The 23,493-nt window shown below is 49.9% G+C and carries 18 protein-coding genes; 4 read left to right on the top strand and 14 right to left on the bottom strand.

The window, feature by feature from the left end:
* Positions 1–21: 21 nt before the first annotated feature.
* The 9 genes from NDI52_RS12815 to NDI52_RS12775 form a co-directional block, all read right to left on the bottom strand.
* A complete protein-coding gene (locus tag NDI52_RS12815; protein WP_190770866.1) occupies positions 22–828 on the bottom strand; it encodes a glycosyltransferase family A protein in 807 nt (268 codons plus the stop codon).
* A 101-nt stretch (positions 829–929) separates the two neighbouring features.
* Positions 930–2,060 carry a lipopolysaccharide heptosyltransferase II gene (waaF, locus tag NDI52_RS12810; RefSeq protein WP_190770865.1) on the bottom strand — a complete coding sequence of 377 codons (1,131 nt, stop codon included), beginning with the start codon at positions 2,058–2,060 and terminating at the stop codon, positions 930–932.
* Positions 2,060–3,529, bottom strand: a complete 1,470-nt coding sequence (gene rfaE2 / locus NDI52_RS12805) for a D-glycero-beta-D-manno-heptose 1-phosphate adenylyltransferase (protein WP_199307577.1) — start codon at positions 3,527–3,529, stop codon at positions 2,060–2,062. Before rfaE2 ends, waaF begins: the two co-directional genes overlap by 1 nt.
* Positions 3,459–4,121 (bottom strand): HAD-IIIA family hydrolase, encoded by a 663-nt coding sequence (locus NDI52_RS12800; protein WP_190770868.1) that lies wholly within the window; start codon positions 4,119–4,121, stop codon positions 3,459–3,461. The genes rfaE2 and NDI52_RS12800 overlap by 71 nt, the downstream gene beginning before the upstream one ends.
* A 14-nt stretch (positions 4,122–4,135) precedes the next feature.
* Positions 4,136–4,891, bottom strand: a complete 756-nt coding sequence (locus NDI52_RS12795; RefSeq protein ID WP_190770864.1) for an SDR family oxidoreductase — start codon at positions 4,889–4,891, stop codon at positions 4,136–4,138.
* Positions 4,892–4,947: 56 nt separating this feature from the next.
* Complete coding sequence (locus NDI52_RS12790) at positions 4,948–6,966, bottom strand: glycosyltransferase (RefSeq protein ID WP_190770863.1); 2,019 nt, start codon at positions 6,964–6,966, stop codon at positions 4,948–4,950.
* A 111-nt stretch (positions 6,967–7,077) separates the two neighbouring features.
* Positions 7,078–8,049 (bottom strand): glycosyltransferase family 4 protein, encoded by a 972-nt coding sequence (locus NDI52_RS12785; RefSeq protein WP_190770862.1) that lies wholly within the window; start codon positions 8,047–8,049, stop codon positions 7,078–7,080.
* Between the two features lie 124 nt (positions 8,050–8,173).
* Positions 8,174–8,638 (bottom strand): hypothetical protein, encoded by a 465-nt coding sequence (locus NDI52_RS12780; RefSeq protein ID WP_190770861.1) that lies wholly within the window; start codon positions 8,636–8,638, stop codon positions 8,174–8,176.
* A complete protein-coding gene (locus tag NDI52_RS12775) occupies positions 8,628–9,659 on the bottom strand; it encodes a glycosyltransferase family 9 protein (protein WP_190770860.1) in 1,032 nt (343 codons plus the stop codon). Before NDI52_RS12775 ends, NDI52_RS12780 begins: the two co-directional genes overlap by 11 nt.
* 619 nt (positions 9,660–10,278) lie before the next feature.
* On the opposite strand from NDI52_RS12775, the gene NDI52_RS12770 reads away from it, so the two are divergent.
* The 3 genes from NDI52_RS12770 (at position 10,279) to NDI52_RS12760 (ending at position 13,338) form a co-directional block, all read left to right on the top strand.
* Positions 10,279–11,166: a helix-turn-helix domain-containing protein gene (locus NDI52_RS12770; RefSeq protein ID WP_242035582.1), complete on the top strand. Its 888-nt coding sequence runs from the start codon at positions 10,279–10,281 to the stop codon at positions 11,164–11,166.
* A gap of 10 nt (positions 11,167–11,176) precedes the next feature.
* The gene (locus NDI52_RS12765) at positions 11,177–12,289 is read left to right on the top strand and encodes a glycosyltransferase (protein ID WP_190770858.1); all 1,113 of its coding nucleotides are present in this window, start codon (positions 11,177–11,179) and stop codon (positions 12,287–12,289) included.
* Positions 12,290–12,558: 269 nt separating this feature from the next.
* On the top strand, positions 12,559–13,338 hold the full coding sequence (locus NDI52_RS12760) for a sulfotransferase domain-containing protein (RefSeq protein WP_190770857.1): 780 nt from the start codon (positions 12,559–12,561) through the stop codon (positions 13,336–13,338).
* Positions 13,339–13,501: 163 nt separating this feature from the next.
* Here the strand turns inward: NDI52_RS12760 and NDI52_RS12755 are convergent, their stop codons facing one another.
* Positions 13,502–13,819, bottom strand: coding sequence for a hypothetical protein (locus tag NDI52_RS12755; RefSeq protein ID WP_190770856.1), 318 nt, complete (start codon positions 13,817–13,819; stop codon positions 13,502–13,504).
* A 1,626-nt stretch (positions 13,820–15,445) separates the two neighbouring features.
* On the opposite strand from NDI52_RS12755, the gene NDI52_RS12750 reads away from it, so the two are divergent.
* Positions 15,446–15,628 carry a hypothetical protein gene (locus NDI52_RS12750; RefSeq protein ID WP_190770855.1) on the top strand — a complete coding sequence of 61 codons (183 nt, stop codon included), beginning with the start codon at positions 15,446–15,448 and terminating at the stop codon, positions 15,626–15,628.
* Positions 15,629–15,975: 347 nt separating this feature from the next.
* Here NDI52_RS12750 and NDI52_RS12745 read toward each other — a convergent pair whose 3' ends face one another.
* The 4 genes from NDI52_RS12745 to NDI52_RS12730 all read right to left on the bottom strand — a co-directional run bounded on the left by NDI52_RS12745 (position 15,976) and on the right by NDI52_RS12730 (position 22,847).
* A complete protein-coding gene (locus NDI52_RS12745) occupies positions 15,976–17,109 on the bottom strand; it encodes an ATP-binding protein (RefSeq protein WP_190770442.1) in 1,134 nt (377 codons plus the stop codon).
* Positions 17,110–19,215, bottom strand: a complete 2,106-nt coding sequence (locus NDI52_RS12740; RefSeq protein ID WP_199307579.1) for a histidine kinase dimerization/phosphoacceptor domain -containing protein — start codon at positions 19,213–19,215, stop codon at positions 17,110–17,112.
* 331 nt (positions 19,216–19,546) lie between these two features.
* Entirely contained in the window at positions 19,547–22,606 is a 3,060-nt protein-coding gene (locus tag NDI52_RS12735; RefSeq protein WP_190770440.1) for a PAS domain S-box protein, read from the bottom strand.
* A complete protein-coding gene (locus tag NDI52_RS12730) occupies positions 22,599–22,847 on the bottom strand; it encodes a helix-turn-helix transcriptional regulator (RefSeq protein WP_190770439.1) in 249 nt (82 codons plus the stop codon). The genes NDI52_RS12735 and NDI52_RS12730 overlap by 8 nt, the downstream gene beginning before the upstream one ends.
* Between the last annotated feature and the right edge of the window lie 646 nt (positions 22,848–23,493).

The following is a 23,493-nucleotide window of genomic DNA, read 5'->3' as shown; positions in this document are numbered from 1 at the left end:
GCTGATGGGAAACATCAGCGTTTATATGGACAATAAATTGGACGCACTTTCGGTGCGATCGGGCAGGGTTGTAGGCAATTCCTGGTGGTAGGCACCGGATGGTAGTAGGCCACAACCGCCATACTGGGCCATTAAGCGCCGCTGCACTAACACGTCTTCACCACAAGCTGTCGCGGGGACGTCTTGCCAAAAGCTGAAGCCACCAACATCCAGCAGTTTGGCGCGATCGAATAATACGCAACCACCAATCCAGTTGATGCGGTAGAGACGGGGGTTGTCGGGGGTGATGCCTAGTTTTTGTTGGATGTGGTAGGGGTTAGCGGCGTTGTGGAGTCGCCAGCGTTCCCATTCGGGGGTGTGCGATCGCACGATTTCAGGCTGCACAGCGGTTTCCCAGAATTGGAGGGCGGTATGTTCGTGGGGACGAATGTCGTCCAGGAAGCTGAGGCCGATAAGAGGATTGCCGACGAAGCCGCAACCTTGGTTTTGGAGGGCTTCGAGGAGGGTTTGGATAACCCAGGGTTCGAGGATGACGTCATCGTCGAGGTAGAGGACGTAGGGGGCGGTAGCCTGGGTGAGAAGAAATTGGCGTTGTTCGGCGATGCCTCGGCGGGGAAGGTGTTTGTGAATTTGGGTGGGGTGGTTGTGCGATCGCAACACCCGTTGGATGGTTTGGATTTCGCTGATGTCTGCGACGTCGCAGGTGTCGCTTTGATCAGAGACAATGATGCTGAAATCGGGGTGGGTTTGGGCGCTGAGGCTGGTGAGGGTGACGGCTAGGGCGGTGGGGCGGTTGTAGGTGGGGATTAGGACGTCGATGGTTGACATGGGTTTAGAAATTGTGTTGTTGGAGAGCGTATATAAACCTGTTCCGGTTCCCCCTCTTTTGGGAGAGGGGGCTAGGGGGTGTGGGTTCGCCTTCGCAACTCTCAAACAAGGTGAGGGCTGAGGGATACAGATGTTTCGGAAGCGCTGGTTTCTGCGAGTAGTTCCAAAATGGCTGTCACGACCTGGTCGGGGGTGACGAGTTCCAGGCAATGGTGGTGGCCTTCGGGGCAGATGCTGCGGTAGCAGATGCGGCAGGGGACGTCGTGGTAGAGAACCCGGTGGGGCACTTGCCAGGGGGTGTGTTGTAGATTTGTCAGGGCGTAGAGGTCGACAACGGGGGTGCCGAGGGCGGCGGCAAGGTGAACGGGGCCGGTATTGTTGCAAAGCAGCAGGGGGGCGGCTTGCAGGAGGGCGATCAGGTCGGGGATGTCGAGTTGGCCCACCAGGGAAATAGAGGGGACTTCCATCTGCTGACGGATGGATTCGACGAGTTCCTGTTCCTCAGCGCTACCAGTGAAGACGGCGGTTATCCCTTGTTGATGGAGCGATCGCCCTACTTCAGCGAAACGCTCGGGTGCATAACGGCGGGAGGGGGCGGTGGCTCCAGGGTGAATGACGATCCAGGGGCGATCGGGGGTGAGCCCTAATTCCCGGAGGCGCAGGGCTATGCGACACTCCGCCAGGGGAGAAGTAGCGATGGTGAGGCGGGTGTCACCATTAACAGGATGGGCTCCGATGCTGGCGACGAGATCCAGTTGCCGTTGGACTTCGTGGCGGGTGAACTGCTCAGGCTCGGGGTCGCGGATGACGTGAGTGAGGAGCTGGTAGGGATTTTCGCGGCAGTGCGCCAGACGCAATGGTATGTCGGCCATGTAGCACATGAAAGCCGAAGGCAGCGGGTTCTGGCTGTAGACCGTGAAGATAATGGCGGCATCGAAGGCGCGATCGCGCAACACCTCCACCATTTCAAATTCTGGCTGGCTGTTTTGGCGGGGGGCAGTTGCCTTCAGCCAGGGGGCTTCGTAGACCATAACCTCGTCAATCATGGGTAGGTGAGCGGAGATCGCCGCTCCTGCCGTAGAGGTCATTAAGGTCAAATGGCGCTCTGGATTGGCCGCTTTTAAAGCATTGAGGGCAGGGGTGGTCATCACCATATCCCCTAAACTATCGAGGCGAATGCACAGAATTCGCTTAGCGGCGGCCCAGTCCTGCTCCCAGGTCACGTCGGTCATTAGCCCCTCCCTGATCGAATGGATTGAATCATGCCGGTGGTAGAGCGCTGTTCCACATAAGGCAAAATAATGACTTCACCGCCCAGTTCCTCTACCAGGGGAGTTTCCGGTAAGCTGTGCCGGGTGTAATCTCCACCTTTGGTATACACATCAGGGCGAATCAGACGAATCAGTTCCCGGGGCGATAGGTCGCCAAACGGTATCACGTAATCGACACATCCCAGAGCAGCCAACACCGCAAGGCGATCGCCCAACCCATTCACCGGACGAGCATCCCCCTTAAGCTGGCGAATGCTTTCATCAGTATTCACGCCCACCATCAGCACATCGCCCAAGGCTTTAGCTTGTTCTAAGACCGTGACGTGGCCCGAGTGCAACAAGTCGAAGCAACCATTCGTGAAGACGATGCGTTTGCCCCGATTGCGGATCTGCTCTACAGCAGAGAGAAGCTCGGCCTGGTCGCTGAGGCGTTTGTGGGTATCTGAGAGCGATCGCCGTAACGTAGCCAGCTCACAGCACGTTGTCCCCACTTCCAGGGTTGTAATCGCAGTTGCAGCCCCGGCAAGGGTGGCGGCTGCATTCGCATCGGCTCCAGCGGCCAGAGCTAACGCCAGAGAGGCCACGTAGGTGTCTCCCGCCCCTGTGGCATTGCAACTGGGAGCCGGTTGAGCCAGAGTGCGCGTGGGGGAATGGTCGCCCATAAAAATGAGCGCTCCATCAACATCCAATGTGATAGCAGCCAATTGTGCCTTCGTCTGGGTTAGAACCCTCTGGCCTTCCCGTGTGATTTGGTTCACGCGCGCTGTTCCTAACAACGAAGGCAAATTCAGGAGCGCTGTTGCCTCGCCATAATTTGGCTTCACCGCCGTGACCCCGACCGCCGCATAGGCTTGAAGATGCTTGGAGTCGGCCACAATAACACGGGGATTTTCAGCCTGAAGTTGGGCCAGGGCATCGATCACACGAGGAGTCAGAATGCCATAACCATAATCAGAAATAATCACCGCATCACAGGTGAGGAAGCGGATTTGTAGCCGCTCAATAAGCTGATCCTCCAGGTCTTCGCTGATCGCCCCCGTACTTCCCTGATCAAACCGTACGACCAGATGATCGGCTGCCATTACTCGTTGTTTGATCAAGGTACGACGACTGGGGTGACATAGAATGTCATCCAGTTGTACACCCTGTTGCTCTAAAGCAATTTGCAGGCGATCGCCCGCATCATCCATGCCAACGACCGTCAGAAAGTAGGTATCGCCACCCAGACTGGCAACATTGGCAGCCGTATTCGCCGCTCCCCCCGGTACATCCTGTATCCGCTCAATATCCACAATAGGCACAGGAGCCTCACGGCAAATACGACTGGCGCCTCCCTGTAGAAAGCAATCCAGAATGGCGTCACCGATCACCAACACGCGCAGATGGGCGAAGCGATCGAGAAACGTCAGCATCGAATCCGTTGGTGTCATCGTCTTTAGCCTGGTGAAGGATAAAATTGGCGGCAATCGCCATATCGGGTGCGGTGAAATCGGGCGATCGCCCTTCGGTCATCTCCCATTCCGTTTCGTTGCCGTTGTCGATCAAAATGGCACAGCATCCAGCCCGATGCGCGGCTTCAACGTCGTTGAGGATATCGCCAATCATCCAGGAACGGCTCATATCCAGGTGAAGATCGGCGGCGGCTTGCAGCAACATTCCCGGTTCGGGCTTACGGCAGGAGCAGGCGATCGCATACTCTGGCACGACACCGGTTGGATAGTGGGGGCAATAGTAAAACCCTGCCAGCGGTACTCCCAACAGTTCCTGCAAACGTTGCTCAACGGTTTTCAAAGCGGCTTCCGCAAAGTAACCTCGGGCTACCCCGGATTGATTGGAAACAACCACCAAGGCATATCCGGCTTGATGGAGTCGTTGTACCGCTGACGCTGCACCGGGTTGTAACTGTATCTGCTCCGGGTCCACGTTGTAAGGGACGTCCACAATTAATGTGCCGTCCTTGTCGAGAAATACGGCTGGCTTTAAGACGTGAGGTTGGGCGGGCTTAGCCCACCCAACCTCCATATTGGTTAGTCGCCCTAGGGCCATGAAGTCTCCTTCATGGGCAGCACCATGATTTCAGAAATCACCGTCTCCTTGGGTTGCATTAGCAAATATTCAATCGTTTCAGCCACGTTGCGGGGATCTTGCAGCGTCGTCACATCAATATCAGGGAAGCGATCCAGCAGGAAGGGAGTTTGCATTCCTCCAGCGATCACCGAGGTGACTTTAATTTGATGCAATCGCCCTTCTACATGCAATGCCTGGCTGAGTCCCAACAAGCCCCATTTGCTTGCGTGATAAGCTGATGCATTGGCCCAAGCGCGTTTCGCTGCCGTAGATACAATGTTAATAATGTGTCCACCGCCCTGTTCACGCATATGGGGAAAAACAGCTTTGGACATGTAGAACGGCCCGTTCAAGTTAACGTTAATCACCTGCTGCCATTCGTCAATCGCCATTTCTTCCACAGAAAGCGTAATATCGATCCCCGCATTGTTCACCAATACATCGATTTTTCCGTAGGTTTCGAGAATAGTGTCTACCGATTTAGCAATGTTATCGGGGCTGCTAACGTCGAGAGGGAGGGCGATCGCCGTTCCGTCCTGCGCCTGAATCTGTTCTGCAACTTGGGTGGCTAATTCTTGCCGCATATCAGCGACCACCACTTTCATGCCAGCTTCCGCCAAGCAGTGGCAGGTCGCTTCTCCCAGGCCCCGTGCGCCGCCCGTTACGATGACGACTTTATCGGCTAGTTTCTGGTTGGCACGAGTGGTTTTAGGTAGCGTTTGCATAATGACTCCTTGAGTAAAACGGGTTTGCAAAGTTAGGGTTTCCAGATACCGGTTTTTTAAAAGCACCCGGTGTCTTGGGTTTCTAACGCGACCACAGGTGTTTCCCGTTGAGCAGGAACGTGAGTCAACGTCAGATTAGGGGAAGACACAGACTGGGTTGCACAAACATCCCAGGTGTTTTCGGGAAGGGTTGCACTCTTCGAACGCAACATATCCTCCTCAATCCATTCGCAAATCAGGTGCAACACCAAGAGGTGAATTTCCTGGATGCGTTGGGGGTCGGTGGCCGGAACGCAAATGGCCTGATCGACCAGCTCGCGCACGCTCCCACCGTCACCGCCCAGCAATGCCAGCGTGAAGACATTGCGCGCTTTAGCCGCCTGTACCGCCTGGATGACGTTGGGCGATCGCCCACTGGTACTCATCACCATCAGCACATCCCCCGGTTGGCCGAAGGTTCGAACCTGACGCGCAAAAATATCCTCGTAGCCCTCATCGTTTGACCAGGCCGTCAGTAACGCGGTATCAGCGGTGAGAGCGATCGCAGGCAGACCAGCCCGATGGGGCGATCGGAACTTCCCGACTAGCTCAGCGGCGAAATGCTGCGAATCTGCCGCACTGCCACCATTGCCACAGATCAGCACCTTACCGCCCCGCTCGAAACACATGCCAAGTTGAGCAGCTGCCGCCAAAATATCAGCACCTAAAGCCTGTTTAGACTGTTGGAGAGTGTGCATAGCAGCATCAAAGGCATCCTCCAGCCGCAGGCGGGCCTGTACCTCATCACTCACGGTGGACAGAGAAAGGGCAGGAGTGGCTAGCACCTCTTCATAGAGGGCGGCGATCGCACTGGTCACTTTAGGCCAGGTAAATTGCGCGGCTACATGGCGAATGGCCTGACGCCCCATCAGGTTGAGTAATTCAGGATGGCGATAGAGGAAGGCGAGGCGATCGCATATCCGATCGGGGCGCTGCGGTGGTACCAGGTAGCCCGTTTCACCATCCTTAACGGTGAATTTAATGCCGCCTACATTGGAACCAATCACAGGAGTTCCACAGGCCATCGCTTCCAGCGGGGTGATACCGAAGGGCTCGTACCAGGGTGTTGTCACAAAAACATCCGCCGCACTGTAATAGTACTTCAGGATTTCGCGCCCCTGTTGTCCCACGAAGGTGACTTTATCCGCCAGGTTTAACTTCCGGGCCAGTGTTTGCAGGCGACCGATCTCTGGAGTTGCTACCGGGTCAGGGGTGGGAGCTTCGCCTCCAACTACCAACAATTGGGTCGGCAAGCAGGCTTCATGATTCAGGGCAGCAACCCCCTGAATCGCCGTGTCTACCCCTTTACGAGGCACCATACGGCCCAGTTGCAGCACGATGCGATCGCGCAATGGCAACCCCAACGTAGCACGGGCCTGCGCCTTCGGAATGGGCCAAAATTCAGCCGCATCCACCCCACAGGGAATCACACGAATCTTACTGGGTTCAGCCTGATAGAACTGAATGAGATCATCGCGATCCTGGGGGCATTCCGCCACAATGAAGTCCGCTGCCCGCACCACCTCTTCTTCCACAGAAAAGCGCTGATCGGGAAAGCGATCAGCACTCCCTTGATACTGCCGCCGAATACGCCCCAGGGCGTGAAACGTGACAATAAATGGAATATCGGTGTGTCGCTTCAGTTGTAACGCCACCAATGCTGACATCCAAAAATTGGCATGGATGAGCTGATAAAATTGTTGTCCTTTCAGAGAGCCATTCGCCTGCTTCCGTTCCCGCTCCATAAATGACTGAACGAACTGCGTGAATGCCCCCATGAATGGGAGTAGATCTTCCTTAGGAATGGATGTCGCAGGGCCAGCAGGCACATGAATAATACGAACTCCATTGTGCCAAATCACCTGCTCTGGAAGATCCGAGCGATCGCGCCGAGTGAAGACATCCACCCGATAACCCAGACCAGCTAAATGCTTAGCAACTTGGCCGACATATACATTTTGGCCACCACTATCAGTACCACCGAAGATGCCCAGAGGTGAGGCGTGTTCACTAATGAGAGCTATACGTTTAGTCATGGTTTTAGGAAAGGGTGTGAGGGTGGTAGGGAATGAGCGGCAGGGGGGCAGAGGTACGGGGAGCGGTGGGGCGACATCAACGTTTCTGCCCGCTGCCTTCTGCCTTCCCAACTAAACCGTTTCATAAACCGGGCTGTGACGCGCGATCGCCAACTCCAACACATCATTCCAGTCACGAACAAAGCGCTGAATGGAAAAGCGTTGTTGGGCATACTGTTGGGCATTGTGGCTCAGGAAGAGCGCCTGAGCGGGATCATCAATGAGTATCTGCATTTGCTGGATAAGCCATTGCAGATCGGTACTGACATAGCCAGAAACGCCGTTTTCTACAACGGTGGGGAGTTCAGTCGTGGCAAGGCCGACGATGGGAAGCCCCAGCATCATGGCTTCACAGACAGATAGACCCAGGCTGGTGTAGCGAATGGGATGGAAGAAGAAGCGATAACGGCTGAGGAAACCGGGAAGTTCCTCATGGGAAATTTCGCCGAGCCCACCTAGCGCTTCAGAGCCCATACCCACCAAATCAATGGGCACTTGGCGACGCACTTTTTCAAAAATATCAGACCCTAAACGACGCCCGCGCGATCGCAATCCATTGACCACCACAATTCCCCGGGGAATCTCTCCGGTGTAGGTAACGTTGTTGGGTACGATAACGCCGTGATCAATAACATAGGTCGGCGTCTCACCACTGTCCCACATCAAATCGTTAAAGTGGGTCACATGCACCAGGAACATGTTGGGATCGTTCACCACATGGGTTGTATCGGTAGGATGTTCCCGAGGTGGATCGTGTTCTAAAAACAGGTGGGGGAGCTGACGTTGCTCAGGAGATAGAATTTCGTACTGGTCCTGCAAATAGTTGCGTCGTGATTGAAACAGCACGCAATCAAACGGCAGGTGACGCACTTCATCGGCTGCTACGTCATGCACGTTATCCCCCCAGGGGAAACCTGGCAGCCGCCCCCCATAACCCTCTGGGCGATCGGGCTTGACAGGCAAATAGAAATCGTGGGGAGCCTGGGTCAGGTAGTAAAGATAGCTACCGTGAACGTGCCAGGTCAGAATTCGTAGACGTCGCATGGCTGGGTGGTGGGTATCGATAAAGGATAAATGCAGGATGGGATACGATTTTTTGAAACGCTAATTATGGCCGTTATGGCAAACAGGAAAATTTGGGGATCACGTTTTAGCAAGCGGCAGCCATTCAGATTTGAGGCAACGCTTCAGTGGCAACAAGCCCACAGGTCTGAAGGAGATGCAAATGGGGATCGGAGACGGTTGTGTCCGGTGGAGCAATGCAATGAGATAGCACTTGCCCACCAAACTCCAGGGATTGACCGATGCGGATAGGAACTCCAGCCAGATAACAGCGATAGGCCCAGGTATAGGGCGATCGCTCTCTAGCACTCAACACAACGGCAGCATCCACCGACTGCTCCCGAATCCACTCAATAGTGGCGTGTTGGAAATTATCGTGGACGGTTAGAGGCATCTCACCGGGCAAGATGTAGCTAACGCTCGAACCGTCATCATTCTGGGCCTCTAATAAAATCAGGGAGATATCCGGCCGATGTTGTTGGAGTGTTGCGATCGCTCCCCGAATGGCATCCGCAGTATCCAGTTGAATGACTAACAACCGTTGAATTGTGGAGAGCCATTCATCCTGCACAGGCCACCTCCCATTGCGGTTGTTTTGCCAGTAGATGCTCAGCCTCTGCTAAAACCATTTTTGAGGTGGCCGTTTGTGCTTGACGCACATCAACCACCCGATGGCGATCGCGGTTTAACGGTGCCCAGCGTTGGGTTTCGGAGTTACTGAAAACCACCACGCTCGGTGTTTTCATAGCAGCAGCCAGGTGGGAGATCCCCGTGTCATTGCACACCAGCAAAGCCGCCTGTTGCAGGAGGATAGCCATCGCCCCCAGTTGGGTTTGTCCAGCTACATTGATCGGGTGCGACACCATACGTTGGGCCACCTGTTCCGTCAGGGATCGCTCAGCCGCGTTTCCCGTTAGCACGATGGTATAACCCTGTTGGGCCAGGGCATCAGCAACAGCTGCAAAGCCCTCCGTCGACCAACGGCGATCGTCTCCACTTGCACCCGGATGAATACAGACATAGGATTGAGGCTGCAATCCATGATGTTGAACCTGTCGATGATAAGCAGCATGATCTGAGGATTGCAGTGGAAATTCGAGTTGATCCCCCTGAAGTGGAATTTGCAAAAATTCCAGTAACCGCAACATTCGCCAAATTTCTGGCTCTCCGGCAGGATAGGGCAGAAAATGACGAGGGTCGGGGCAGAACTGTCCCGGTACAAAGAAGCCCGCATTGAGCTTGGCTCCTAATAACATCAGAAATGGATTGATATAGCTACCATTTCCGTGCAGTTGAATGGCTAAATCATAGTTTCGGGCTTGCTGCGCTGCCAGGAACGGCGGAATTGCTTCCACCCCCTGCCAACCCTCAGGAATGCCAGGATATCCAGCAAACTCCACCCAGTCATCCATCAGGTGAGAAAAGCGATCGCCAAACCATCGCAGTTCCGGCAACCCTAAAAAAGAAATCTGAGATGCCGGAAACACTGTCCGCAGTGCCCGCAATGCTGGGACACTGCACAGTAAATCGCCTAATCCGGGTAGCGATCGCACCACAAGAATGCGCTTTGGTTGGGAATCTAGATGGAGCATAGACACGCAGAGCAGGCTGTGATGCTCATCCTAGAAAACTCAATTTTGGGTTTCATTGGGCATTTGCCAAAAAAACCATACCGAAAATTTTTAATTTGTTGTGCAAATGCCCAATGAAGCCAGGTTGGAGATCGATCGATAGATTTTCTTCAGACTTTATTACACCTTTGGGAAGATGATGTAATCGAGCTTTTTACAACAAGCTGATGTCAGTATCTAATTTAAGCTCAATAACAACCTGCATGATGCGATTTTGGATTGTTGTATAGCCTCAGTACATGTCTCATAAGCCACTCTGTTAGAAAAATAGAAGTAAACCCCACCTTAGATAGTTTTTGTTCCGACGTAGTAGTGCAGTGATAATTATCTCTGGATAAGTTAAGACTTCTGTCATTATTTTTCTGGGCTATCAATATCTTTCCTTGAGGTCATTGAGAGAAGCCAAGCCAACAGAAAATCAACGGCTCTGGTTCATTTAAAGATCGATGAACTCTGTTCACTCCATGAGTAAGTTCCACCGTCTTTGCTCCACGGATATCGCCCCATGAACGAAATGATGATAGAGCAAGTAATAAAGCCAGAAATGCTTTCGTCTCAGATCTCACAAGCATTTGTTGACATGATTCTGAACCAATCTGCCACGAGTGCTCAACGCTATAAAAATCAAGTCATTTATGGTTTATTACATGGGCAGTTTGGGAAAGATGATGTAATTTTAGAACAGGCACGACGGCTTGAGCTGGATCTCACGCCTCCCCGAGCGGTCATTCTCATTGATGCCAGTGAATTTGTTTGTGCTCAAGCGACAGACTCAGACCAAACGACCACAAAACAGACGCGATCGCAATTCATCATCGACAGCATTGTCAGCTTCTTTCACCTCCCTGACGACACCATTTGTGCCGACTTAGGCAATGGAGAATTTGCCGTCCTGAAGGCTAGCGACACGCGCAACATGGGCAGTTGGGCCATGCATAATGACATGAACCCCAATGAGTTCGCGGCCTCATCGTGGACCAATTTAGAGGCCGTTAAACGAGCTGGAAACGCTCTAATGAGCCGCCTTCGGGGTGACACGGGAGCCTCCATTAGCATTGGGATAGGCCGTTACCATCCCGGATTATATGGTTTATCCCGCTCCTATCAAGATGCTCAGGTTGCCTTACGGTTAGGCCGCCAGTTCAACGGTCATAACCGGGTTTATTGTCTGGATAGTTTGGGAATTGCTGCCTTTGCTTGTGTCGCCGATGAGCAAACCAAAATTGAACTGGCAACCCATCTATTAAGCCCCCTCGACAATGAACCCGATTTACTGGATACACTATTGACCTTTTTTAACCTGGGCTGTACTCCCTCCGCTGTTGCTAAGCAGCTCTCCATTCACCGCAACACCCTGAGCTATCGCCTGGAAAAAATTGCCTTGCTGACAGGTCTCGATCCACGCTGCTTTGATGAAGCTGTGCAAATCCGCTTGGCCCTGTTGCTGCAAGATCTTAAGCCGAGTTGAAACGCTAATCATGCACGTTCTGGCCTATACGGACTCCGCTGGTATTGGTGGAGCCGAAATTAGCCTTGGCCATTTGGTCACCAACGCCTCTTCCGACATTACAATAACAGTCGTTGGCGTTAATTCAACCGTTGTCAATGCGATCGCTCGACATCGCCCTCAAACCCAACGCTATGTGCTACCAGCCACAGGTTTAGCAGCACTGCGATCGCACCTGACCACGTTCCATCGCCTCCTACCTGATATTGTTCATCTCAACCTCTGCACTCCCTGGGCTTGCGCAACAGGGCTACTGGCTGCCCTCTCTCTACCCCAAGCACGGGTCGTGCGGGTCGATCAACTTCCTCTGCGAACAACGGATCTATGGACCTGGCTCAGGACACGATCGCTAAGCCTCCGCGTCGATGCTCATGTCGCCGTAGGCCAGGAGTGTGGACGCAAAATGGAGGACTTTTATGCGCTCGGACGCCGGACAGTCCTATCGGTTCCCAATGGCGTTCCCGAGCTTGATCCAACATCCTGTATTTCAGACAAGGCAACCTCAACCGAGCACAATTGGTTCCACATCGGTAGCATCGGACGGCTTGATCCGATGAAAGGCCATGATGTCCTGTTACGAGCGGTTGCCCAGGTTGAAGGGACCAAATTGGTTATCGTGGGTGACGGAGCTTACCGAGGTGAACTGGAGCGACTGGCAGAAGCATTAGGGATTAGCGATCGCGTGCTCCTACCCGGTTGGGTCGATCAACCTCGACAATACCTGCCCACGTTTGATGTCTTTGTTCAACCTTCCCGCTCCGAAGGGTTTCCTCTTACCGTAGTGGAAGCAATGCTAGCAGCCCGCCCCATCATTGCCACCCGAGTAGGTAGCGTTGCTGAAGCGATCATCCCTGAAAAGACCGGGCTCTTGATCGATAAGGACGATGTCGATGGCCTTGTGGCAGCCTTGATGTACTTGCGCGATCGTCCCGACCTCCGTCACCAATTAGGTCAGAATGCCCGTGCAGTAGCCCTTCAGCACTTCACCATCCAGTCGATGACAGCCCAATATCAAGAACTATGGCGATCGTTGCTGACACAGCCCCAAGTTCCTCGCCTACGTGTTCCCCAGCCCAAAGAATAATTACGCATTTTGTTGCATCGCTTCATGTTATGTCGTATTAAATACACACAATAAAAAGTGGTATGGCACACCACGTCACAACACTTTTTATTGTGTGTATTTAACCTTGCTTATTGTCAGACACACAAAAGAGTTTTGTAGAAAACAGGGAACATAATTGTAATCCAAACTACAATTGTGATCCAGTTTACAAATACCTATCCTGGTAGAGAGGCAGAACAGTAGCCGGAAACTGTAGGTTAGGTGTGATTTCTGCATGAGAGAAGCCTATGTGGGTCTTTTGTGGTGGCATGTTCCGGTCAGCATCAACTCTACAGTTTCAAATCACAACGCGGCTGGTAAAAGATGCAGGAGTTGGCGAGCAGATTGGTTGGATTGATGCGTATCGCTTTGCAGAAATACAACGTACCCATACCCATAAACCGGGTTTCAAGGTCGTCAAAGTTCATGTTTGCACAGAATCCATCCAGGCAGAGTTTTTACAAGATAATGCATTAGGAATTTACATCTTTAGGGATGTCCGAGATGTTTTTTCGTCTTATCTCAAACAGCGTCAAAAGTCATTTCAATTTATATGGAATGAGGGTTTTCTAGAAACATGCTTGAATAACTATAAAATTTGGACAACATTACCCAATACACTTGTTTCTACATACCAGAGGGTAATGGATAACCCACCTGAAGAAGTCCTCAGAATTGCCCACCATCTAAATCTGGATATTAACCTGGAGGAATGCCAACAGATTGCAGATGACTATAGCCTAGAATCTCAACAACAACGAATTGAATGTTTTCGCAAACAACTTCTACAAACGCCTTTAAACCCTAACGATCACCGCGAAATTGTTGATTATCACGATGAAGAAACACTACTTCACATGAACCATATCGATTCAGCAAAGCGCGGTCGTTGGAGAGAGGATCTCTTACCTGAAGAAGTGGCTTTAATTGAAGAGAAGGTTATCGAATGGTGTAACCAGCATAGTTATAATCCTTCTCTTTTCCTTCAAAAATCCAATGCATTGCTATCCACTTCCGTGGAGCTGTAGTTTTACCACCGTATCTTTCGTCTAACTGTTCACCCAAATCCAAATAAGGTAGTACACTTCTGTAAAGGATAGAGAAAAAAGGCTGGTTTTAGAAGTTACGCTTTGCACAACTTCTAAAACCAGCCTTTTTTCTCTATCCTTTAAGAAATAGGAGTACCACTTATTAGGGGTGTTGACCGTCATACATAAGTTTTGTCCAAGCATTGGCTTCATCAGGGCTTTCCGCTGCCCATTTCTCTAAGGCCAGTTGTAGCCAGCTATTAAAGATTTGACGTCCACTGCGGTACTCCCGGAGTAGTCGGGGAAGTAGCTGTTTTGTTGGAATGTTAGCTAAAGTTGGTTCAATCCGCAGAAACAATCCTGGTTCACTCCCCGGGTCGCATGGCCTGGGACTGATATCCTTCGTTACTTCTGTAAACTGGCCTAATGGTAATGACATCAACTCGACAACTCGTTCGGGAATGTATGCAGATTCGGTCATGGACGATCGCAGCCTCTATACGTTAGTCATTGACCCATATCAGAGAGCGTATCGGAAACAAATGAAATATCTATGAAATTAATTTTATTTTGTCTATAGTTTTTTTGTTTTGTTATGTATTTAACGTTCCTAGAGCTAGCGATCGCTTTCAGGTTAAGACTGGATTAGTCTACAAGCAGACTGGGTACCTGCTCTAGTAATCAACAGCTTAAATTTGCCCATGTTTGAGAGTGGAAAGTGCAGATCATCCTCCCCTGCCAAACATGGATTGATTTCTGCTGTTTACCACCATAAAGATTGTGACAGGCCACCAATTTTGACAGGTGAGATGTGTCAAGCTTCGCCTGCCACATCCAATAATTCTCATTTTGGTTTGAAGGCTGAAAATAGTCCGCCTTCGGCGGGCTATTTTCAGCCTTCAAATCAAGGAGTTCTCGCCCGTCGGGCGCAAACTCTCGGATTTGAAGCTCATAATGAGAATTGCTGTGCCGCATCTCACCTGTCAAAATTGGTATGGTGAGGGTGCGCCTCACGCACAAAAGTGGGTTTCCAAATCTGCAAAAGTGGGATGCACCCATATGGTGAAGTACCAGGAATTCAGTCTTCGCTAGATAAGGTGTCAGACTGTACTGAAAATGCTTCCTCGCTGTCAGGGATAGAAACGCCATAGGGTGTGCGAAATTTGGCAGTAATCCGATTCCCTCGATATGTCCCGGTAATGATACTGCAGGGCATATAGGTAGGCACTCCTGCCCTAGTAACAGTTTGGTAAAACCCTTCAGTTATTTGAGGATTTTCAATATCTTTGAATTTCATATTTTTTCTACAGCAGAGTGAGTCACTTAGCAGTTCATACGAACTCCACCTCGTATAGAAACGGTCTGTTTTTTGTTAGGTGTCCCATACCAGGCACTCGAACAGAAACTATGAATACTGGCTGAATCAATAGCATCACATAGCAGAATCTTTCGGCATTACTTGGCGAGTTCTGGGTATGACTAGAACTTGCTCCAATCCTGTTATAAACAGCATTAAATTGAGCTTGATAAATAAAATCAAAGCGCTTACGTTACTGTTTTTAAACAGCCTTTTGGGAGGAGTCATAGGAATAGCCACCTCTCCCTTCATATTTCGCTCCTGTGGACCCATAATTACCTGCTTATTTCGCTCCTGAGAGGTAGGTAAATCCTTGAAAAACTGTTCTCAAGACACCTAATAACAAGTAAAGTTAAATGCCTATGATAAAAAGCGGCGCGCCGCTTTTTATCATAGGCATTTAACCCGACATGATATAAATCTGGAGCCGGGGTGGTTCTTGGCGCGATCGCCCTACCTCATGTAGGTAGCTTTGCTTAAATAGTAGCGATCGCTTGCCTCTTCTATTCATTCAAAGAATATAAATTCCTTATGGAATCAGATCTAAAGACATGGCTGTGATTCGGCTTCAGCACGGTTGCTATTTATGATTTTTATGGAAATGCTTGTTATTACCCACACAAGATCCTCACACCCTTTTCTCTAAAATAGTCACTTGTAAACAATAAAAAGGATATGAACCACCCTAATAATTTGAAGTAATGTTTGCGACAGAAGATTTTAGAGGACGCTTTTTTAGGGTAGGCTGTCATGAATGCTTTAGAAAAGTATGCAGCAGCAGTAGCTTCAAGACGTGGCTATCAGCTTCAGCTGCTGGATAAACAGTACGTTCTTATCAACGTGGAAACCGGAAGGATAGTCGGTTATCGGACGCTAGATGGAGTGCTTAGCTATCTAGAAGTTATTGAAGAAAATAGCACAGAGAAGGATTAGGTGAACAGATATTGTATGTATCGCTGAAAGCCCCTTACAGAGGGCGATTTCCTCAAGTCTCAAGCTATTAGAAGTGGTGAGCTTAGAAGCTTTGTTCTGTCATACTTTCAATTTCCTGAAGTGGGCGGTTGTGATTAATATTATGCCAGGTTAAATGCTTATGATAAAAAGTAGCGCGGCGCAAAGCGCCGCGCTACTTTTTATCATAAGCATTTAACTTTACTTGTTATAAACATAAGATTCAAAAGGCTGTGCTGCTTACGAAGAGCGGCACAGCCTTTTAGATCTTATGTTTAAGCAGGTTGAACTATTGAGTACAACTATGGGTAAGCATCCCGGAACTCTTTTCAACTCGACACGGTACTTTCCTGTTGACTATCTGCATATTGGTGGTGTGGTAATTTAATAATTATGGTTGTTCCTATACCCACTTCACTCTCAACAGCAATTTGCCCACTGTGCAGATCTAAACACCGTTTTACGATAGTCAACCCTAGTCCTGTGCCTGGAATATCGCCGACATTGTTTGCTCGTTGAAAAGGTTCAAATAAACGCTGTTGGGCATCAAGGGGAATTCCAATGCCTGTGTCTCGAACCTGTAGTGTGACTTCTTCCGGAGCACAGGAAAGATCAAAATAGACGGTGCCACCTTGAGGCGAATATTTAACTGCGTTTAAGATTAAGTTAGTGAGAATGTGTCTGAGAAGCTTCTGATCCAAATACGTATTTTCACAATCACCATGGCAATTAAACCTAATGCGATGGTGAGGATTTACACTAAATTGTATTTCCTCCACCAAGCTTAGACAAAACTGCTCTAAATCTAAAGGTGCTGGTTCAAACTTCAAGTTTCCGCCTTCAGCACGACCAATAGCCAGCAAATCGTTCAACAATTGATCCATAGTTCGGAGCGACTCCTGAATCATGTATAGGAACTCGCGTCGCCGCTCCTCAGTCAAATTGTGATACTCATGCTCAAGCAATTGGGCGCAACCTAGAATAGATGTCATCGGGCTCCGGATCTCATGAGCCGCCATTGACCAAAATCGAGATTTTAGTTCGCTTAACTCCTTTTCTTTCTCCAGAGCGACGCGGATGGCCGTCTCTGATAAACGACGGCGGAGGGCAACTTCGATCGCAACCTGTAAGTCTCGCTCATCAAACGGTTTAACAATATACCCAAATGGTTCAGTTACTTTTGCCCGTTGTAAGGTTGCATCATCGGCGTAAGCTGTTAAATAAATGACAGGGGTATCAAAATCAGTTCGAATTTGTTCTGCCGCTTCGATACCATCCATATGGCCTTTTAGCCGAATGTCCATTAAAACTAAATCAGGTCGTAATTCTGCGACCTTGGCAATGGCTTCCTCTCCAGAAGCAACCGATTCGGATACAACATATCCTAACTTCTTTAACCGCTTCTCGATATCTCGAGCAACGACTCTTTCATCTTCAACAATCAAAATCTTTTCAGAAGCCACTTATTGTACCTTCCCAGTATTCTCTAATTCTGAAAATGTAATTGTAAAAGTTGTTCCTCGTCCGTTAGTTTGATCCAGTTTAATCGTACCTTCTAACTGTTCTGTGAAAATGCAGACTAATTCTAAACCGAGTGATTCGGTATTACGAAAGTCCAGCTCTGGTGGAAAGCCAATTCCATTATCTTGAACACCTAATGTAAATTGCTTGTTAGCTGTGGGAAAGATTCTCACAACAATTTCATTTTCTGGATTGGAGGCTGGGAAGGCATGTTTTAGGGCATTAGAAACCAATTCATTAATAATCAATCCACAGGGAATCGCTGTATCAATATTGAGCCAAACATTCTCTGCCTCAGTTCGTAAAGTTGCAGCTCTCGAATTAGCTGCATAGGAGCGAAGCAAGTTATCGGCCAGGTCACGAATATATTCAGCAAAGTTGATTTTGAGCAAGTTACTCGATTGATGCAGCTTCTCATGAATCAGCGCCATTGAACGGATTCGATTTTGGCTGTCCTTAAATAGCGCGAGTACCCTATCATCTTTGATGTAGTCTGATTGGAGGCGCAGGACACTGGAGATTACCTGGAGATTGTTTTTGACCCGGTGGTGAATTTCTTTTAGTAAAACTTCTTTCTCTTTCAGCGATAGCTTTAGTTGCTCCTCAGTTCGTTTACGCTCCTTAAGTTCATTCTGAGCCTGCTGATATAGCTCTGATTGTTGAATGGCGATCGCCATATGCGTTGCCAGTTGCTTTAGCAACTCAACTTCAAATGCTCGCCATCGTCTCGGTCCAGAGCACTGGTAGGCACACAACAATCCCCACAGATGTTCTCCCTGAAGGATTGGTACGACTAGGCTAGCTCGAACATCATAGAGAGCCAGAATGTCAATATGACATTGAGTTAAACCAGCCGTGTAAATATCCTCACAAACCTGAGTCCGTCCCTCTTTGTAGGCCTGGGCATAGTTTTGCCCAAAGCAAGTATCTCGAATACTACTATTCAGGGCAGGTCTCCAACCGTTCTCGATCGACTCAACCACAGTCGTGCCACTCCAGTCAGGGTTGAACTGGTAAATGATGACCCGGTCAGTTTTAAGAAATTGTCGAACTTCTTCTACACTCCTTTGGAGGATGTCATGCAGGGTAAGGGATTCTCGAATGTGAAGCGCCATTGTGGCGAGAATCTGACTACACTTCAACTGCTCTAATAAGCCTGACGGGTTTTTTAATAACTGGCGGTCAAGCTCTGGGTATTGGTCTTCAGATTCCGTGCGTGAGATTTTAAAGTGCTCAATCGATTGTTGTAGCTCCTCCTCCGCGCTATACATCTCGTTCAAGTCCAACGTTTGCAGGAAACTTGTTGGTGAGACCACGCCTAAAAGGTCGCCTTGCTCTCCGTATACTCCAAACCGCTGTACTCTTGCTTGCTGCATTTTCCAGTAGGCAACTAATACTGACTCTGACGATGCAAAGTGCAGAAATGGTGTGCTCATGATCGTTTGGGCTTGTATTTGCGATAAATCTAGCCCTAATGACCAAAGTTGAAGGATATGCCGCTCTAAAATCAACCCTACTGGGTAAGAATTATTCTCTGTCTCATGAGCTGCCGTTAGTACGATACAATCAACCGCATGATCGACCATCTGTTGGGCCAGATCAAGAATGGTTGTTGTTGCAGGCGCGTAAATGGCTGGTGGAGAAACGATTGCGCCTAATTGCTTTGATTTCAATAATTCATCTAACTGTAGGACCTTGCGAATACTCGGTAGGGTCACGATACCAAGCCATTGTCCCTGCTCATCAAGGACTGGAAGATGATGAATCCGATGCTGACGCATTTGCGCAAGGGCAGTCAATGTATTTTGACCCCTCGATTGGGTTAAGGCGATGATGGACCGCGACACCACATCAGAAATTTTTACCGTTGTTAGGTCTTGCCCCGAAACAATAGCCTGTAACGCGTCTCGCTCGGCAAATACTCCTAAGGGCTGTGTCCCGTTTACAATTAAAATGCCACTCGCTCGTGCCTCGCTCATCAAAATGGTATTGAGCGAGAGTTCCAGCCCCGGCAGAACACAACTGCTCTGCGCTTTGCTCATCATCATAATTGTGTCCCTGACAGAAACATCAGGCGACACCGTGAGTGGACGTCGGTCAATGGCAGGGTCCACAGCTATGAGAGGGTTCGATGACTGTTGGGGATACATGGAAGCAATCGTTTTTGAGTGGCAGGTGCTTTTGAATAAGACCTGGAGCACGATTCGCAGAAAAACTGGGAGAGAGAATTAAGCATACCCGACCCTGCTCAAGACCGGGGCAGTTTAACAATTGCCTCTATCCGTATTGACGTAGCAGAACAATGCTATCAGTGAATATATTTCAAGTCATTTTAAAAAATATTACATACTCCCAAGAAGGTATTTTTTAGCACCTGGGTTAAATTTCTCCATGCCGAGTCGGTTGCACTAGAGCTGCAACTGTTTTAACGAACGTCTCTGGTTCTATCGGTTTAGAAATATGTCGTTGAAACCCTGCTGCTATAGCCTGCCGGTAGTTGATGTCTCCGGCATAGGCAGTCAGGGCGATCGCCGGAACCTTACCTCCCTGCTCCGGTGGAAGCGATCGCACCTGTTTCATCAACATATAACCATCCATGTCTGGCATCCCAATATCACTGACCAGCAAATCCGGTTGGGATTCGCTGAGTAAGGTCAGGGCTTCATCAGCGGATGTTGCCGAGATAACTTTTGCGCCCGCTTGTTCTAAAACAAACGTGGCGAACTCTAGCGCATCGGGTTCATTGTCCACGACTAAGATTTGCGTGTCTTGTAAGTTAAAGTCCTCCTCTGAAGGCTGCCTATTCTCCTCTTGAACGGCCTGTGCAGTTATCAGTGGCAACCGTATGGTAAAGGTTGCCCCCTGCCCTTCGCCGGGGCTCTCTACTTGCACCGATCCACCATGGGCCTCCACTAACTGACGCACGATCGCCAACCCCAGTCCCAGCCCCCCAAAGCGGCGTGTAGTTGCTCCATCTGCTTGCCGAAAGTAGTCAAACACATGGGGCAGGAAGCTAGCATGAATGCCAATGCCCCGATCCCTTACCGTAATCAGAGCCTGATTATCCTGATGCTCTAAGCTCACCTCAATCTGGCCGCCTTCTGGTGTGAACTTCACCGCATTAGAGAGGACATTCCAAACCACTTGCTGTAATCGGGTTGCATCGCCTAAAACCAATCCGACGTGAGAGTCTAGCCTTGTCTCTATCTCAATGGACTTGGCCTGGGCTGCCAACTGAACAGTCTCCATCGCGGCTTGAACGGTCGCCACCAAATTAACAGGTGCCACATTCAGGCTGAGCTTGCCACGTAGAATGCGCGAGATATCCAGTAAATCCTCAACCAGTTGGGCTTGCAGCCTGGCATTGCGCTCAATGGCTGCCCAGGCTTTTGCCGTTCTGTTTGCATCCAAAACGCCTTTCCGCAGCATCTGGATCCAACCCAGAATTGGGTTAAGAGGCGATCGCAACTCGTGTGAGAGTACCGCCATAAATTCGTCCTTCATCCGGTTGGATTCCTGGGCCTGCTGGTACAGTTGGGCATTATCAAATGCCAGTGCAGCCCGGTGCCCGAGTTCCTCTGCAACAGCCAAATCTGTTGGAGTATAACGGCGGTTAGAACTTGCGGTTAAGCCCAGGGTTAATGCTCCTAACCTGCGACCATGAGCTGTAAGGGGAACGGTGATGAGCGATCGCGTTTGGCAATCTCGCATGAATTGAAGGTGCTCAGCATTAATAGCAACTATTTGCATCCATGAATCGGTAACGTGAGACATCAGGTTGGCTTTACCCGTGCTCAGAACCTTTGTGATGGGGTGGCTCTCACACTTGTGAGGTGGGGTGTATTGCTGTAGCTGCTCAAACCACTCCTGTTTGGTTGGGTCACCGTGGTACCACGCCGCTCGCTCAATCTGGTTGCTGGGGCTGAGAATATCAAAGAAGCAAAAGTCGGCTAGAAATGGTACAGCCAACTGTGCAATGTTAAATAACGTGATTTTGTAATCGAGAGTCTCCGCTAATACAGCACTCGCCCGGGACAAAAATTGCTCTCGCTCTGCGGCCTGATGCGCTTCGGTTCTATCCCGCAGCATCTTGACTAAACCTTGAAGGTTGCCCGCTTCATCCCGCAGTTGCATCATCAAACCACTGGCAAAAAACCGGCTCCCATCTTTGCGGAGGTGCCAGCGTTCATCCTCTGCATGCCCCTGAGCCAGCGCGGTCTGGAGTTCCTTCTCGGATTGTCTAGTTTCCCTATCCTCTGGGGTAAAGATTATGTAGTTGGGCTGACCGATGATTTCTGCCTCATGATAGCCCAACAACCGTTCGGCTCCAGGGTTCCAACTGGTGATGATACCACTGGCATTAAGGGTAAAGATGGCATAATCCCTTGCGCTCTCGACAATTAAACGAAAGCGGGATTCACTTTCTCGGAGAGCAGATTCCGCTTCCTGGCGTCTGGCTTTGTCTTGTTTGCGCTCGGTAATGTCTCGAAAATAAACACTGAAACCGACCTTACAAGGATAAGCATGAATTTCTAACCACTTCTTCGAAGATTCATCAAATACCTCAAATTGCGTTATTTCTGGTTCTGCGGTGATGCGGCACTGGATTTGTTTTAGAACAGTGGCGATCGCACACGGCTCCATGTCCTGGTAGGTTTTTCCAACCATTTCCTCCGGTTGCAGACCGTTCACTCGCGCGGCTTCCTGATTGGCATAGGTAATCCGCCAATCCTGATCGACACAGACAAAAGCATCCGTAATACTTTCTAGAATTTCAACGGCTCGTCGTGCCGATTCATCAAAAGCTCGGCGGTTTGCTTCCGCGTCTTGACGGGCCGCTTGCTCTCGCTGCAAGGCCACCTCAGCCGCTTGGCGCAGATGAATACTTTGCAGGGCAGCCGCCGTAAAATCTGCGAGGCTGGTCATGAGCCGCACATCTTCCAGATCAAACTGGCGTGATTCGTCATGGGACACGACCCAGATCGTTCCTAAGGGGTTAGTCGCCCCCATTAAGGGAATGGTCAACCCTTCAACAATCGTCGTTTTTGCTTCCTCTAAGTAGGTAAAGTACCGTTCAGGATGGGAGTAAAGTTGAGGCTTCTGGAGATCCAGGCAGGTACCGCAGGGGCTGAAACTCCTTGAGATTGTTCCCCCCTCGTGCTCAGCTAATGCTCCGGCGATCGCACTCCAACAAAACATCTCTTCCCCATCAGGGGTAACTTCTAGCAAGCTCACCCCAGCGCTCCCTACCTGGCATAAGTCTTTCGCCACCGTTACCAGCGTCTTGAGCATGGTTTGGGACTGCTCTGCCAATTGCCGCGCTACGGTATGAAGCGCCTCAGTCTCGGCTTGTAAGTTTGGGGTTCGGCTCGGCCTCTGCGCTAAGGCGGCAGTAATCAGAACATCATTCAAACCCGTAGAGGGCAACATTTCAGACATCCCATTCTCCCTTGGAGAAATCCTGCTGCAACAAACCTTTCTCTGCTTCCCCGGTTGACTTCAGCAATTCTTCCAGTAATTTCATTGCCATCGGGGAGGGTAAGCTATGCCCGTTCTCCCACCGATTCACCGTTTTGAAGGAAACCCCTAATTGTGCAGCAAATTTTTCCTGGGACAGGTTGAGATGCTGCCGGAGGTGACGAATCAAATCTGGAATGGGTAAGGACTTTGTGAAGGACATTGCTAATCGTGATCGCTTGTACCACAGTAGGACACATGGGATAACGCTACCGCCACTCTTAAGGAGGAGCTTAAAAAGGGGCCAGGGAAGACTTTTCCGCTGATGAGCACCACTCGTAGGGTAATGTTCTAGATGTGTGGATGGGGATGGGAAAGGACCACTTCATGCCCCTTTCAGCACATCCCATCGGGTACATCCCACTTTTGCAGATTGAAATCCCAGTTTTGTTAATGTGGCGGGCTTCGCCCGCCACATTAACAAAACTGGGATGCACCCCATCCCATCTACATGTTTGAAACATGACCTACTCGTGGCACATCGTGCGTGTTTTTCACAAAGCCCGTCAATCAGACAGCAATTCTCAGCTTTGAAACCCCGAAAATAGCCCGCCTTCGGCGGGCTATTTTCGGCTTGGATTTCAAAATGAGAATTGCTGTCAGCCAGAGGCTTAAGAAACCCCACCCAGGAAGGTCAGACACTACATAGACCTTCTTAAGAAATAGTTCAGTGCGTAACATCTACATGGTCAGCAACTAGGTACAGGACAAAAATTGAAGGACGTGGAAAAACTCATCGATGAATAACTCCAGATTCAGTAGGATTTGACGCAGGTGGTCGAAACCATAGCGAAAGATACTCTTGGCTT

Source organism: Leptolyngbya sp. PL-A3 (genome assembly GCF_039962325.1).
Taxonomy (GTDB): Bacteria; Cyanobacteriota; Cyanobacteriia; order Elainellales; family Elainellaceae; genus Vacuolonema.
This window is presented reverse-complemented; position numbering and strand designations above follow the sequence as displayed.